This is a genomic window from uncultured Xylophilus sp. (assembly GCA_913776965.1).
Classification (GTDB): Bacteria; Pseudomonadota; Gammaproteobacteria; order Burkholderiales; family Burkholderiaceae_C; genus Xylophilus.
This window is the reverse complement of sequence record CAJYQL010000028.1, coordinates 21,534-36,325: the sequence shown is the minus strand read 5'-3', so window position 1 is coordinate 36,325 and position 14,792 is coordinate 21,534. Positions and strand designations below refer to the sequence as shown.

General features: G+C 73.0%; 11 protein-coding genes. 2 read left to right on the top strand and 9 right to left on the bottom strand.

Features of this window, described 5'->3' with window-relative positions:
* From QZ500_RS04860 to QZ500_RS04835, 6 genes are all read right to left on the bottom strand, one after another.
* A partial coding sequence (locus QZ500_RS04860) for a protein-disulfide reductase DsbD domain-containing protein (protein WP_295851565.1) occupies positions 1–1,737 on the bottom strand: 1,737 nt, incomplete at its 3' end.
* A 100-nt stretch (positions 1,738–1,837) separates the two neighbouring features.
* On the bottom strand, positions 1,838–2,902 hold the full coding sequence (locus tag QZ500_RS04855) for a tripartite tricarboxylate transporter substrate-binding protein (protein ID WP_295851563.1): 1,065 nt from the start codon (positions 2,900–2,902) through the stop codon (positions 1,838–1,840).
* 97 nt (positions 2,903–2,999) lie between these two features.
* Positions 3,000–4,418 carry a sensor histidine kinase gene (locus QZ500_RS04850; RefSeq protein ID WP_295851560.1) on the bottom strand — a complete coding sequence of 473 codons (1,419 nt, stop codon included), beginning with the start codon at positions 4,416–4,418 and terminating at the stop codon, positions 3,000–3,002.
* Entirely contained in the window at positions 4,399–5,064 is a 666-nt protein-coding gene (locus tag QZ500_RS04845; protein WP_295851557.1) for a response regulator, read from the bottom strand. Before QZ500_RS04845 ends, QZ500_RS04850 begins: the two co-directional genes overlap by 20 nt.
* A 208-nt stretch (positions 5,065–5,272) precedes the next feature.
* On the bottom strand, positions 5,273–6,283 hold the full coding sequence (locus tag QZ500_RS04840) for a tripartite tricarboxylate transporter substrate binding protein (RefSeq protein WP_295851553.1): 1,011 nt from the start codon (positions 6,281–6,283) through the stop codon (positions 5,273–5,275).
* A gap of 106 nt (positions 6,284–6,389) precedes the next feature.
* Positions 6,390–7,364 (bottom strand): SMP-30/gluconolactonase/LRE family protein, encoded by a 975-nt coding sequence (locus QZ500_RS04835; protein WP_295851551.1) that lies wholly within the window; start codon positions 7,362–7,364, stop codon positions 6,390–6,392.
* 133 nt (positions 7,365–7,497) lie between these two features.
* Between QZ500_RS04835 and QZ500_RS04830 the strand changes: the two genes are divergently transcribed.
* Both QZ500_RS04830 and QZ500_RS04825 read left to right on the top strand, forming a co-directional pair.
* Positions 7,498–8,754 carry an Hsp70 family protein gene (locus QZ500_RS04830; protein WP_295851549.1) on the top strand — a complete coding sequence of 419 codons (1,257 nt, stop codon included), beginning with the start codon at positions 7,498–7,500 and terminating at the stop codon, positions 8,752–8,754.
* 184 nt (positions 8,755–8,938) lie between these two features.
* Positions 8,939–9,922, top strand: a complete 984-nt coding sequence (locus QZ500_RS04825; protein WP_295851545.1) for a diguanylate cyclase — start codon at positions 8,939–8,941, stop codon at positions 9,920–9,922.
* Between the two features lie 9 nt (positions 9,923–9,931).
* On the opposite strand, the gene QZ500_RS04820 is transcribed toward QZ500_RS04825, so the two are convergent.
* From QZ500_RS04820 to QZ500_RS04810, 3 genes are read right to left on the bottom strand one after another with little or no spacing between them, the layout of a single operon-like run.
* Positions 9,932–11,347: an efflux transporter outer membrane subunit gene (locus QZ500_RS04820; protein ID WP_295851543.1), complete on the bottom strand. Its 1,416-nt coding sequence runs from the start codon at positions 11,345–11,347 to the stop codon at positions 9,932–9,934.
* 8 nt (positions 11,348–11,355) lie between these two features.
* Complete coding sequence (locus tag QZ500_RS04815; RefSeq protein WP_295851540.1) at positions 11,356–13,341, bottom strand: MacB family efflux pump subunit; 1,986 nt, start codon at positions 13,339–13,341, stop codon at positions 11,356–11,358.
* A gap of 11 nt (positions 13,342–13,352) precedes the next feature.
* Positions 13,353–14,552, bottom strand: a complete 1,200-nt coding sequence (locus QZ500_RS04810) for an efflux RND transporter periplasmic adaptor subunit (protein WP_295851537.1) — start codon at positions 14,550–14,552, stop codon at positions 13,353–13,355.
* Positions 14,553–14,792: the final 240 nt, after the last annotated feature.

Sequence of the window (14,792 nt, the reverse complement as noted above, 5' to 3'; positions counted from 1 at the left end):
CACCACCGCCGCCAGCGCCACCAGCAGCGCGAGCAGGCTGCCGGCGCCGTCGATGCCGGTCTGCTGGCCGAGCACCCAGGCCAGCCAGGCGACGGTGGCGAACATCGGAAACGCCATCGCCCGGCGGAAGGTGTCCATCCAGGGGCCGGGCCGCGGCAGCCGGCGGGCGACGGCGGGCACCAGGCTCGCCGCTAGGTAGGGCAGCGCCATGCCGAGGCCGAGGGCCGCGAAGAGCGGCAGCGCCTGCGCCGCCGGCAGGCCGAGCGCCAGCCCCAGCGAGGCGCCCATGAAGGGCGCGGTGCAGGGCGAGGCGATCGCGACCGCCAGCACGCCCGACCAGAACGCATCGGCCACCGGATGGCGCAGCGCCATCCCGGCCCAGCGGCGCGGCGCCCACATGCCGAATTCGAAGACCCCCGCCAGGTTCAGCCCGAGCAGCGTGAACAGCGCGGCGAGCCCCGCCACCACCGCCGGCGATTGCAGCTGGAAGCCCCAGCCGACCTGCGCGCCGGCCGCCCGCAGCGCCAGCACCAGTCCGCCCAGCGCCACGAACGACAGCACCACGCCGGCGGTATAGGCGAGGCCCGCCGCCCGGTGGGCGCGCCGGTCGCCGCCGTGGCGTGCGAAGCCGACCACCTTGACCGCCAGCACCGGGAACACGCAGGGCATCAGGTTGAGCAGCAGCCCGCCGAGCAGTGCGGCGGCCAGGGCGGCCAGCCAGGTCGCGAGCGGCGCCGGCTGCACGTCGGCGGACGGGGGCGCTGTCGCGGCGATCCGGTTGTTCTCCAGCGCGGCCTGCAGCGCGGGCGAAACGGCTGCGGGCGCCGCTGCGGTCGGCCATCCGCCTTCGACCACCGCCTCGGCGCGCCAGCCGCGGCGCTGGCCGTCGGCACCGGTCGCGACCAGCAGCAGCGGCAGCCGGGCCGGGGCGTCGGTGCGGTGCGGATCGAGCGGGGCGCGGGCGGTCCAGTCGGCGCCCTGCCAGTCCTGGACCGGCGTGGCGGCAGTCTGCAGGAGGCCGGGCGTCTCGGGGAACAGTTCCAGCGGACGGCCGCGCAGCGCCGACGGCAGACCGGCGGCGGTGACCGCGAGCTGGCCGTCGGCGACGGTGGCGCGCACCGGCCCGGCGAAATCCGTCGGCCGGGCCGCAGCCGCAGCGGCGAAGTCGGCACCGTCGGCGGCGGTCGCGCCCTGCACCGGCAGTTCGAGCGCGAAGTCCGCCTGTTCGGGGATGCATTCCTGCCGGCAGACCAGCCAGGCCGCGTGAAGCTTCAGCGTGACGGTCGCAGCACCGGCGGGCGGCCGGAAATCGGCGGCCACCGCGACCGGCACCGGCAGCAGCACGGTGCCTTCGTAGCCGTAGTTGGCGAGGGTGCCGATTGGGATCTTCTTCGGCAGCGGCCAGTCGATCGCGCCGGCCGCGAGGCCGGGCGGCAGCGTCCAGGTCAGTTGGGTCGGCAGGCCGGAATCGCCGGCGTTTTTCCAGTAGGTGTGCCACTCCGGCTGGTGGGCGAGGCGGAGCCCGGCCTGGAAGGTACCGCCCGGCACGATGCCCTGCGGCGCATGGGCGACCAGGGCCGCCTGGACGTGCGGCGTGGTGGCCGTGCTGCCGGCCGTGCCGCCGGGTTTTGAGGAAAAAAGGCCTTGAGCGCCCGAATCGCCTGCGTAAGCAGCTATCGAAAAAAGAGCAAAGGCCGCGAGGCGGAGGCCGCGGGCGGCGAGACGGTGGGCAGGCATGGCGGTGGTGGGAGGGCGGGCCCGGGCCGAAGTTCCGGCCGGGGCGGGCGGCCATGGTAGCCAGCCGGAGGCAAAGCCGGCTGTCAGAGCCTGAGTGCGGTCAGTGCGGCCAGCGCCGCAGCCCCAGTTCGGCGGCCAGCCGGCGGTAGTCCTGCAGCCGGCGCTCCACATGCGCTTCCAGCGGCGCGCCGGTCAGCGTCAGCGGGTACATGCCGTGCCGGGTGCGCAGCGCGGCATAGCCGGGCGCGGCCATCGCCTCGGCGAAAGCCTCGGTCCAGCCGCGCACGGCGGCATCTGGCACGTTGGCTGCCATGTACAGGCCGCGCACCGTCGGCCAGACGAGATCGATGCCCTGCTCGCGCGCGGTCGGCACGCCCTGCAGCGCACCGGGCAGGCGCGCCTCGGCCAGCACCGCAAGCACCCGCACCGGCGCGCCGGCGGCGATCGCCTGCAGGGCTTCGGCCGCATCGCCCGGGAACACGCCGACGTGGCCGCCCCGCAGCGCGGCCAGCGCATCGCCGCCGCCCTCGAACGAGACGAAGCGCATCGCCTTGTGGTCGCGGCCGGCCGCGCGCACCAGCAGCGCCGCCTTCATCCAGTCCTGGCTGCCGACGGTGCCGCCGGCGCCGAACACCACCCGCGCTGGATCCTGCCGCAGCGCATCCACCACGTCCTGCAGCCGCCGGTAGGGCGCGTCGCGGTGCACCGCGACCACGCCGTAGTCGGTGCCGAGCGCTGCGACCCAGCGCACCGCCGAGGTCGGATGCGCGCCGAAGCGCCCCTGCGCCAGGTTCAGCAGCGAGCCGCCCGAGAACGCGACCAGCGTGTCCGGCCCGCCGAGCCGCCCGGTCGCCATCCGGTCGAACGCTACCGCGCCGATGCCGCCCGGCAGGTACTGCGACGCGAGCGCCGGCCGCTGCGGCCGCACCGCCTGCAGGGCGTCGCGCGCTAGCGCGCAGGTGAGGTCGAAACCGCCGCCGGCCTTGGCGGGGACGATGCAGGTGGCGGGGGTGGATGCGGGATCGACCGCACTGGCCTGCGCGCCCAGTGCCGCGGCTCCCGCAGCGATCGCGGCCTTCAGCCAAAGCCTGCGGGCGGCAGCCGGCAACGCGCTGAAAAAGCGTGCAGCGGAGTCGGGAGACAGCAGTGGAAGGGGCGGGATCATGGACGGTGGATTCTGGCCGTGGTGGTGGGGCCTATGCGGCGGGGTTTGCCCGCGGCGGTGCTGCTGCAGTCAGCCGATCGTGCAAGCACCCTGCCGATCAGCCGGCCGCGCGCGGCCACCACACCACCGCCAGCAGCCCCGGCCCGTCGGCCCGCGCCTCCAGCCGCAACTCGCCCCGGTGCCGTTCGGCGATCGACCGCACGATCGCCAGGCCGAGCCCCGAACCGCCTTCGGCCGCGCGCGCGCCGCGGCGCCAGCGCTGGCCGAGGGTGGCGCGCTCCTCCGGCGGCAGGCCGGGGCCGTCGTCCTCGACCGCGACCTGCCAGCCGGCGGCGTCGGCCGCGGCCCACAGCGTCACGCTGCCGCCGGCAGGGGTGTAGACGATGGCGTTGGCGGCGAGGTTGGTCAGCGCCTCGCGCAGCAGGTGGCGGTCGGCCACCGCGGGCACCTCGGGCGTGGCGGTGTGCATGCCCAGGTCGATCTGGCGTGCGCGGGCGCGCGGCAGCAGGTCTACCGCCACCTCGCGCAGCAGCGCGGCCAGGTCGCAGGGTTCGAGCGCGACGGCGGCGGTGTCGCTGCGGCCGAGCGCCAGCAGCTGCTGCGTGGTGCGGGTGGCGCGGCCGATCTCGGCGGCCAGCGCAGTGAGTGCGGCCTGCACCTGGGCCGGGTCGCCGGTGCGCTGGGCGTAGTCGGCCTGCATCTGCAGGGTGGTAAGGTGGGTGCGCAGCTGGTGCGAGGCGTCGTCCAGGAAGCCGCGCTGCTGCGCAACCACCGACTGGGTCAGCGCCATCTGCCGGTTGACCGCCCCGACCAGCGGCCGCACGTCGGCGGGCAGGTCGCCGCCGGCCAGCGGGGTCAGGTCGTCCGGCCGGCGCGCGTCGACCTCGCGGGCCAGCCGCGCCAGCGGGCGCAGCGCGGCGGCCAGCACCAGCGCGGTGCCGCCGAGCAGCACCGCCAGCACCAGCAGGTCGCGCAGCGCCGCGCGCTGCACGAAGCGGCGGCTGAATTCCTGGCGCGACCCGGTGCTTTCGGCCACCTGGACCAGTACCGTGCGGGCGCTGCTGCCGGCCGGCGCGCGTTCGAGCGTGCGGCGGTAGGCGACCAGCCGCACCGGCTCGCCGAAATAGGCGGCGTCGTAAAACACCGGTACGCCTTCGGCCAGCGGGCCGGGCGGCGCCGGCAGGTCGGCGCTGCCCAGCTCCACCAGCCCGTCGGAGGTCGCGATCCGGAAGGCCACCTGGCCGCTGGCGGTCAGTTCGAAGAATTCGAACAGCCGGTAGGGCAGTTCCACCGACAGCCCGCCCGAGGCGGTCGAGATGTTCGCGTCGATCGCCTTCAGCGCGCCGAGCAGCGACCGGTCGTAGGCGGCGTTGGCGGCTTCCAGCGCAGCATGGCGGGTCAGCCACAGCTCGGTGCCGGTTACCGCCAGCAGCAGCGGCAGCAGCAGCAGCGCCAGCCGCCACCGCAGGCTCGCGCGGCGCAGCAGGCGGCGCAGGTCAGGCGGCTTCCAGGGCATAACCCAGTCCGCGCAGCGTGACGATGCGCACACCCCGGCCGTCGAGGCGCTTGCGCAGCCGGTGCACGAACACCTCCACCGCCTCGGGGTGCACGTCCTCGTCGTCGGAGAACACCCGGTCGAGGATCTGCTGCTTGGAAAACGGCTCGCCGCTGCGCTGCACCAGCACCCGCAGCACCGCCTGCTCGCGCGGCGACAGGGCCAGCAGCTCGCCGTGCAGCAGGAACTGCCGGCGCGCGCCATCGTAGACCAGCGGGCCGCAGGCCAGCCGGGGATGCTCCACTCCGCGCGCGCGCCGCACCAGCGCATGCAGCCGCGCTTCCAGCTCGGCGAGGGCGAAGGGCTTCGCCAGGAAGTCGTCGGCGCCCGCATTCAGCGCCCGCACCCGCTCGTCGAGCGAGTCGCGCGCCGTCAGGATCAGCGCCGGCAGCCGCTGGTCGCGCGCCCGCAGCCGCTCCAGCACCGCATGTCCGTCCAGCCCGGGCAGCCCGAGGTCCAGCACCAGCGCATCGTGGTCGTGCGTCTGCAGCGCCCGGTCCGCCAGCCGCCCGTCGTCCACCCAGTCCACCTGGATGCCTGCATGCTCCAGCGCCTTGCAGAGCCAGGTGCCCAGCGTGTGTTCGTCTTCGGCGAGGAGGATGCGCATGGGGCGATGCTAAGCCGCAGCACAGCCGCGGAATTAAGCGGCAAAAGTAGGCACCGCCACCCCTTCTAGCGGCAAGCGCAGCGAAGCCCCCCTCAGAACGGCCGTGGATCCGGCTCTGCCGGTCCACTGGCTGTGCCCCCCTTCCCGCGCGGCGCAGCCGGGCGAGAGAAGGGGGGAGCGGCGCGGCCGCTCGGGGGGATGTACTCAATCAATCAGGCTTGATCTGCGCCCGCTTGATCACCTTCTGCCAGCGCGCCTGCTCGGACGCGATGAACTGCGCAAACTGGGCCGGCGTGTCGCCGATCGCCTCGGCCGCGTCGGCGTTCAGGCGCTTCAGCGATTCGGGCGCCTTCACCGCTTTGGCGGTCTCGACGGCCAGCTTGTCCAGGTTCGTCTGCGGCAGGTTCGCCGGCGCCAGCATGCCGTACCACTGGGTCATCTCGAAGCCCGGGAAGCCCTGCTCGGCCACGGTCGGCACGTCGGGCAGCTGCGGCAGGCGCTTGGACGATCCGGTCGCGATGCAGCGCACCTTGCCCGACTTGATGAACGGGATGATCGCCGCCGCGCCGATGGCCGAAGCATCCAGCCGGCCGGAGATCAGGTCGGTCAGCATTGGGCCGGTGCCGCGGTACGGCACATGCAGCATGAACACGTCGGCCGTCATCTTCAGGTACTCGAACGCCAGGTGGCCGGCGCTGCCGTTGCCGGCCGAGCCGTAGCTCAGCTTGCCCGGCTTGCTCTTGGCGTAGGCGATGAATTCCTTCAGGTTCTTCGCCGGCACGTCGGGGTGCACCACGTACAGGCTCGGCACCTTGGCCAGCAGGCTGACCGGCTTGAAATCCTTCGGGTCCCATGGCAGCTTGTCGAAGATGTACGGGTTGACGGCCAGCGTGCCGATGTGGCCCAGGATCAGCGTGTGCTGGTCGTCGGCGCGGGCGACTTCCGACATCGCGATGTTGCCGGCGGCGCCCGGCTTGTTGTCCACGTACACGTTCTGGCCGAGCGTCTTGCTCAGCTCGGCGGCGGTGGAGCGCGCCACGATCTCCGAGCTGCCGCCCGGGGCGAACGGCACCACGAAGCGGATCGATTTCGACGGCCAGGCGGCCTGGGCCGAGGCGACGCCGGGCAGCAGGCCGCCCAGGGCGAGCGCGCCGCCGCCGGTCAGCAGGCGGCGGCGGTTGGTGGTGGGAAGCAGGGGGAAAGCGTCGGCGGGTGGCATGCGTGTCTCCGGTCGTGTGGTCGGTGGTGGCGCATGCTGGTCCCGCCAGGCTTTCGGGAAGCTGTCAGTCCGACAGGCTTCCGCGTTAATCCCTAGGCCCGGCCGGTCAGGGCTGTTGCGGCAGGCCGACCGTCAGCACGTCGAACGGCAGCAGCGGCGGCGGCGACTTCTGCTTGTCGAGCTGGCCGTTCACCACCATCCGCCCGCGCGGCGTCAGCGCCGCCGTGGTCGGGTACTTGAAACGCGGATCGTTGATGCGCTGGGCGATGCGGCCGGTACCCCAGCCGTCGGCCAGCAGCACCCGCACCAGTTCGTTGTCGGAGTTGCGCACCACGATCAGCTCGCCGGGGCCGCGCAGCACCAGGCCGTCGCCGCCCTTCAGGTCGCCGCCCTCCAGCCGCACCTGCGCCACGGCGCGGCTGCGGGTGTCGATGCGCCACAGCTGGCCGGTGGCCGTCTGCACCGCCAGCAGCCAGCGGCCGTCCGGCGAGGCGACGATGCCGTTGAAGTTGACCTCGTTCGGCACATAGCGCACCGGCGTGGCCGACAGGTCGAGCCACGGCTCCAGCGCCAGGGCCGCGCCGGGCGTGCTGCGCATGCGGAACACCACCGGGCGGAACGCATCCGTCACGTCGACCATGCCGTCGCGGGCCATTGCGAGGTCATTGAGGAAGGCCTGCGGGCCGGCCGGGCCCTTCGCCACCGCGACCGTCGTGGCGCCCTGCAGGTCGACCAGCGACACGGTGTTGTGCGGGCCGCCGGCGATCCAGAGCCGGCCCTGCGGATCGACCTGCATGCCGTAGGCCGCCTGGCGGCCGGGCGAACCGCCGGTCTGGAATAGCTCGGCCCGGCCGCCGCCCGCCGGGATGCGGTACAGGTGGCCTTCCGAGGACGACCCGACGTAGGCGTGGCCGGTGCGCGCATCGACCGCGATGCCTTCGGGGAACACGGTGGCGCCTTCGAGCGTGGCACGGCCGCCGACGGCGCTCGGCTGCGCCGGCCCGATCAGGCTGCAGAGCACCCGGCTGCCGAAGTCGCCGGCGGGGTCGCTCTCGTAGTCGTCGCGCTGGGCACGGAGCACCGAAGGGTGCTGCCCGGCCGCTGCTAGACTGCGCGCCCTTCCGCGGCTTCGGACCCTGTCCGGTGCCTTCGTCTGCCGCCTTCCGGCGGGCGGACCTATCCCTCTCGCCTCATCTCTTCCCGTCTCCGATTCCATGCCCGCTTCAGCCCCCGCGCCGGTCGTCGGCATCGACTTCGGCACGTCCAATTCCGCGCTGGCCGTCTGCGACGGCACCGGCACCGGCCGGCTCCTGCGGCTGGAGGGCGACAGCCGCACCCTGCCTACGGCGATGTTCTTCGCCGAGGAGGACCGCCGGACCTATGTCGGCCGCGCCGCGGTCGCCCGCTACCTGGCGGGCGACGACGGCCGGCTGATGCGCTCCCTCAAGAGCCTGCTCGGCAGTTCGCTCATCGACGAGCGCACCGCGGTGCTCGGCGAGGCGGTGCCGTTCCGCGACCTGATCGCCCGCTTCCTCGCGGAGCTGGCCGGCCGGGCCGAGGCGCAGCTGGGCGCCCGTCCGCGCCGGGCGGTGATCGGCCGGCCGGTGCATTTCGTGGACGACGACCCGGCGCGCGACGCTCAGGCCCAGGCGGCGCTGGCCGACGCGGCGGTCCGGGCCGGCTTCGACGACGTGCGCTTCGAGCTGGAGCCGATCGCCGCCGCCTTCGACTACGAACAGCGGCTCGACCGCGAGACCCGGGTATTGGTGGTCGACATCGGAGGCGGCACCTCCGACTTCACCGTGGTCCGCCTCGGTCCGGACCGCGCCGGCCGGGCCGAGCGGCGAGACGATATCCTCGCCACCGCGGGCGTGCACATCGGCGGCACCGACTACGACCGGGCGCTCAGCCTGGCGCGGGTGATGCCGCTGCTCGGCCTCGGCCACCACGGCCCGCACGGGCGGGAGGTGCCGAGCGGCGTGTTCTTCGAACTGGCGACCTGGCACCTGATCCACCGGCTGGCCGCCCCCGCGGCACTGCGGGCTGCCCGGGCCCTGCGGCCCGACTATGCCGATCCGCGGCTGCACGACCGGCTGATGGCGGTGCTCGACGGCCGGCACGGCCACCGGATCGCCCATGCGGTGGAAGCGGCCAAGATCGCTGCATCGGGCGGTGTGGCTACCGCCATCGGCCTGGACGAAGCGGAGCCGGGCCTGGCGGCGCCGCTCGACGGTGCGGCGCTGGCGGCCGACCTCGAGCGGCTGCTGGCGCAGGTCGCGGCCTGCGCCCGGGCCTGCGTGGCCCGCGCCGGCCTGCCCGGCGGACCGGACACGCTCTACCTGACGGGCGGATCGTCGGCGCTGCGGCCCTTCCAGACGATGCTGCAGGGCGCCTTTCCCGGCGTGCCGCTGGTGGAGGGCGACCTGTTCGGCGGCGTCGCGGCCGGCCTTGCCGTCGCGGGGCGCCGCTGACGGCTGCGCGGCATCCGGGCCGACCCTTTTGACCGAGGGGGGATGCCGTCGCTGTAGGACATCTTCCCGCCGCAGGACGCTGTCCTTTCCTGCTTCGCTGGAGAACCAAATTTCGATACTGGATGGCTTAGCAACGGGACTGCCGATGCACTGCCTTTCCGGCAGGCCGGCGCCCGGGACACCGATGCTCACCGACTTCAACCCCTCCACCACCGGAACGAACGACCCTGCAGCGGCCCCGGCCGTGCGCAAGTCGGATCGAGAACCGCGGGGTCGCCGGCAGACGGTGCTGGTGATCGACGACGCCATCGCGAACCGCACGGTGCTGGAGGAGATGCTGTCCGACCAATGGACGGTGGTGAGCGCCTGCGGCGGCGCCGAAGCGCTCGAACTGCTCGGCCATGTCGAGCCCGACGTGGTACTGCTCGACATCGTGATGCCCGACGTGAACGGCTTCGAGGTGTTGCGCCGCATGAAGGCAAATCCCAACATGGCCGACGTGCCGGTGATCTTCATCACCGGTCTCGACCGGCCCGAGGAGGAGGCGTTCAGCCTGGAACTCGGCGCAGCCGACTACATCACCAAGCCGTTCCACGAGCCGGTCGTGCGAGCCCGGGTCGCGGCGCAGATGCGGCTGTCGGGCGAGCGCCGCCACATGGAGGCGCTGGCCCACCGCGACGCCCTGACCGGCATCCCGAACCGGCGGCAGTTCGACAGCGTGCTGGAGCACGAATGGCGGCGCGCCCGGCGGTCGGGCCAGACGCTGTCGGTCGCGATGGTGGATGTGGACTTCTTCAAGCAGTACAACGACCACTACGGCCACGAGGCGGGCGACCAGGCCCTGAAGGCGGTAGCCGGCGCTCTACAGAGCGCCATGCGGCGGCCGGGCGACCTGGCAGCACGCTACGGCGGCGAGGAATTCGCACTGGTGATGTCCGATACCGGAGACAGCAGCGCGATCCAGCTGGCCGAAACGGTACGGGCGGCCGTGGCGGCACTGCAGGTGCCCCATGCGCATTCGAAGGTTGCGCCGGTGCTGACCATCAGCCTCGGCGTGGCGACGCTCGAACCCGACAGCGGCGAAACGCCGGAACTGCTGATGCGCCGCGCCGACGGCAACCTGTACCGCGCCAAGGAAGCCGGCCGCAACCGCGTCTACGCCGACTGACCTGGCCGGTCAGCCCGCCGTGGCGGTGCCGCCGCCGAGCACCCGGTAGAGGGTGGCCTGCCCGGCCAGCTCGTTGTAGCGGACCTGTGCCAGCGAGTTCTCGATGCTGCGCCGGCGCTCTTGGGCATCGAGCCAGACCCGCAGCGCCACGGCGCCGAGCCGGTAGCGCGTCTCGTAGAGCCGTTCGGCGTTGCGGGCGGCGGCCAGCGACTGCTCCAGCGCCGCGGCCTGCTCGGCGGTCTGCCGGCGCGACGACAGGGCGTTGTCGACGTCTGCGAACGCCTGGTAGAGCGTCTGCCGGAAATTCACCACCGCTTCCTCGTAGGTCGCCTGCGACACGCGGATGCTCAGGTCCATCCGGGTCTGCTGCAGGAAGGGCAGGGTGATCCCCATCCCGAGCGAGGCGACCGGGTTCTGCAGCAGGTTGAGCAGCGCCACGCTGGAGCTCCCGAGCCCGCCGGTCAGCGTGAGGGCCGGATAGAAGCTGGCACGGGTCGCCTCGATATTTGCGTAGCTGCTGCGCAGCCGCAGCTCGGCCGCACGCACGTCGGGGCGGCGGGCCAGCAGTTCCGCCGGTACCCCTTCGGCCACGGGCGGCAGCGGGCCGTCCGGCAACCGGCGCGGCGCGGCCTTGGCGGCGTCGGGCAGGCTGCCGTCGAACAGCAGGGCGAGCGCGTTGGCCGCCTCGACCTGCTGCTGCTCCAGCAGCGCGAGCGATGCCCGCTGGCTGGAGACGCTCTGCTCGGCCTCCGACACTTCCAGCGACGACACCGCGCCCGCCCGGTACTGCACCCGGACAAGCGCCAGGGTGCGCTCCGCATAGGCGACGCTGTCTGCGCCGACGTCGAGCCGCTGGCGCAGCAGCGCGAGCTGCCAGTACAGGGTGGCGGTGGTGCCGGCGAGGGCCTGGGCGGTCGCCTCGCGGTCCTCGGCGGTCGCGACCGCCTCCCACTGCGCCACGTCGCGCAGGCTGCCGAGTCGGTTCCACAGGTCGACCTCGTAGCTCGCGCCCAGGTTGAGCGAAGCACCGCGCGACGACGGCCCGCCGTCGAGCGGCCGGGCGGCGCTGGCGCTGACGCCGCCCGTGAACTGCGGCCGCAGGTTGTGGGCCGCAAGCCCTGCCTGCAGTTGCGCCCGGCGCACCCGGATCGTCGCGGCGGCCAGGCTGTTGTTGCGCTCCAGCGCCAGGGCCACCAGCCGGTCGAGCGCCGGATCGTTGAAGGCGGTCCACCAGGCGCCGGTCGCGGCGACGGCACCGCGCGGCGCGGTGACCACGCCGTCCTGCGCAGCGCTGCCGTGAGCCCACTGCGCCGGCACGGTGGCCGCGGGCGGCGCATAGGGCGTGTGCGGGCCGGCGCAGCCGGTCGCGAGCAGCGCGGCGGCCAGCAGCGCGAGCGGAAAGGGGGTGGGTTTCGTCGTCGTCATCGTTGCCTTCAATCGCGGGCCAGCGCGTCCACCGGGTCCAGCCGCGCCGCGTTGCGCGCCGGCAGGAAGCCGAACACCACGCCGATCAGCGTCGAGCAGACGAAGGCCGCCACCATCGAGCCGTGCGAATACACCATCCGAAAATCGCCGCCGGCCCGGGCGAACACCTGCCCGATCGCCAGCGCCAGCGCGATGCCGGCCACGCCGCCGATCAGGCAGACCAGCACCGCCTCGATCAGGAACTGCTGCTGGATGTCGCCCTGCCGGGCGCCGACGGCCATGCGCACGCCGATCTCGCGGGTGCGCTCGGTCACCGACACCAGCATGATGTTCATCACGCCGATGCCGCCGACGATCAGCGAGATCACCGCGATCGATGAGATCAGCAGCGTCATCGTGCGCGTGGTCGCCTCGATCGTCTGGCGGATGCTGTCGGTGTTCAGCACGTAGAAGTCCTTGCGGCCGTGGCGCTGCTCCAGCAGCTGGTTGATGCCCTGCTCGGCGGCGGTGGTCGGCGCGTCGTCGCGCACCCGCACAGTGATGCTGCGCAGGTAGTTCTGGTTGACGATGCGGCTCATCGCGGTGGTGTAGGGCACGAACACGTTGAGCGCCTCGCTGTTGCCGAAGGCGGTCTCCTTGCGCGCGGCCACGCCGATCACCCGCACCGGCACGCTGCCGAGCAGGATCACTTCGCCGACCGGCTCGGGCGTGTTCGGGAACAGGGTCTTGCGGGTGTTGTCGTCGATCACCGCGACCTGTTCGCGCCGCTGCACGCTGTCGGCGCCGAAGGGCGAGCCCTGGGCGATCTCGACGCCCTTCACCCGGAAATACTGCTCGCCCGCGCCGGTCACGGTGGCCGACGCCTCCACGTTGCGCCAGCGCACGGTGAGCGCGCTGGTCAGCGTCGGCGTGACGCTGTCGACATAGCCCTGCCGCGCCAGCGCATCCGCGTCGGCCGGCACCAGGCTGCGCACCCGGCTGGCGCGCGGATCGCCGAAGCCCGAGCCCGAGAAGACCTCGATCGTGTTGGTGCCGATCGCGCTGATGTTCTTCAGCACCTGCTGGCGCGAGCCTTCGCCGAGCGCCACCACCGCGACGACCGAGGCGATGCCGATGATGATGCCGAGCATCGTCAGGAAAGTGCGCAGTCGGTGCGCGTTCATCGCCAGCAGCGCCATGCGGAAGGCCTCGGCGAAGCGGCCGGTCAGCGCGGCGAGACCGCCGGCGCCGGCGGGGCGGGCCGGCAGCGCGGGGGCGGCCTGGGTGCGCGGCGCGCCCTGCATGCGCTCGGTCGGCCGGTCTCCGATGATCCGGCCGTCGCGGATCTCGATGATCCGCTCGGCGTGCGCGGCGACCTCCATGTCGTGGGTCACCAGGATGATGGTGTGGCCCTCGGCATGCAGTTCCTGCAGGATCTTCATCACCTCCTCGCCGCTCGCGGTGTCGAGCGCGCCGGTCGGCTCGTCGGCCAGGATCACGCTGCCGCCGTTCATCAGCGCCCGCGCGATCGACACCCGCTGCTGCTGGCCGCCCGACAGCTGGCTCGGCCGGTAGCCGACCCGCTCGGCAAGGCCGAGCCGGCCGAGCAATGCGGCGGCACGGTCGTTGCGCGCCTCGGCCTCCACGCCGGCGTACACCGCCGGCACCGCCACGTTGCCGCGCGCCGTCAGGTCCGACAGCAGGTGGTAGCGCTGGAAGATGAAGCCGAAGTGCTCGCGGCGCAGTGCGGCGAGTTCGTTGGGGCCGAGCCGGCCGGTCTCGCGGCCATCGACCCGGTAGCTGCCACCGCTCGGCTTGTCGAGGCAGCCGAGGATGTTCATCAGTGTCGACTTGCCGGAGCCCGACTGGCCGACGATCGCGACCATCTCGCCGGCATGGATCGCCAAGTCGATGTCCTGCAGCACCGCGATGGTGGTCTCGCCCGCCGGGAACTCGCGGCGCAGGCCGCGCAGCTCCAGCAGCGGCGTGTCCGCGCCGCGCGGCTCGGATGCCATGCCGCCGGTCCTCACAGGCGCATGCCGCCCGGGCCGCGGCGGCCGCCGCCCATGCCGCCACCGGCGGGCGCGGCCGAGGCGTCGCCGGTCACCACCTTCTCGCCGGCTTCCAGGCCGTCGAGGATCTGGGCATTGACGTTGTTGTTGATGCCGACCTTCACGCTGCGCGGCTGCGCCTCGCCCGCGGCGTCGAGCACCCGCACCGTCGTGCGGCCGTCGCGACCGCGGCGGCCGAGCGCCGACGACGGGATCGTCACCGCATCGTCGGCGCGGGCCCGCACGATCGACACCTGGGCGGTCATCGAGATGCGCAGCTTGCCTTCGGGGTTGGGCACGTCGAACAGGCCGTTGTAGTACACGGCGGTGGTGCTGCTGGCGCTGCTGCTGCTCGACGCGGCGGAGGAGGTACTGTCGGTCAGGATCGAGTCGGGCGCCGGCTCCACCGTGCGCAGCGTGGCCTCGTAGCGGCGGTCGGGTTCGCCCAGGATGGTGAAGTACACCGGCATGCCGGCCTGCACCTTCACCACGTCGGCCTCAGAGATCTGCGACTTCACCGTCACCGTGTCGAGCTGCGCGAGCTTGATGATCGTCGGCGTGGTCTGGTTGGCGTTGACGGTCTGGCCCTGCTGCGCCACCACCGCCACCACCACGCCGTCGATCGGCGCGACGATCTTGGTGTAGCCGAGGTTGACCTGCGCGGTCTCGGCGGTGATCGCGGCCTGGCGGATCTGCGCCTGCAGCGCGGCGATGTTGGCGCGGGTGGCGTTGCGGGTCGCCTCCGCCGCCTCGAAGTCCTGGCGCGGGCCGGCGTCGGCATCCAGCAGTTCCTTGGCGCGCTTCCAGGCGAGTTCGGCCTGCACCAGGTTGGCCTGCTGCGCCGCGAGCTGGGCGCGCACGTTCTCCAGCGCGGCCTGGGCGTTGCGTACGTTGTTCTGCTGGGTGGTGGAATCGATCTCCGCGACCGGCTGGCCCTTCTTCACCACATCGCCGAGCTTGACCGCCAGCACCCGGATCTGCCCCGACACCTGCGCGCCGACGCTCACCTGCCGGAAGGCCTGCACCGTGCCGGTGGCGAGCACCGCGTCCTCCAGGTCGCCCCGCACCGCGGTCGCGGTGACGTAGCGCACCGGCGCCTTCGGCGGAAAGGCGCTGCGCCAAACGGCGAAGGCGATGCCGGCCAGGATCGCGAGGCCGATCGCCAGGCGGAGCATGCGGCGGAGGCGGGGACGGGAGGACAACAGGCGCATGGAACGAGTCTGGAAGGGGCGTGCGTCGGGCATGCGACGGCGATGCGAAGCTGCGGTAAAGCGGTTGCCGCGCGGCAGCGAGGGCCGGGCAGGCGCGCAGCACACCGCAGCACTATGAAAAAAGGAGCATAGAGCGCAGGCGGGACCGGCGTGTAAGCCGGTTTTGCATCAGAAGTGAGGCGGCCGCTGCGCGCTGAGCGCCGC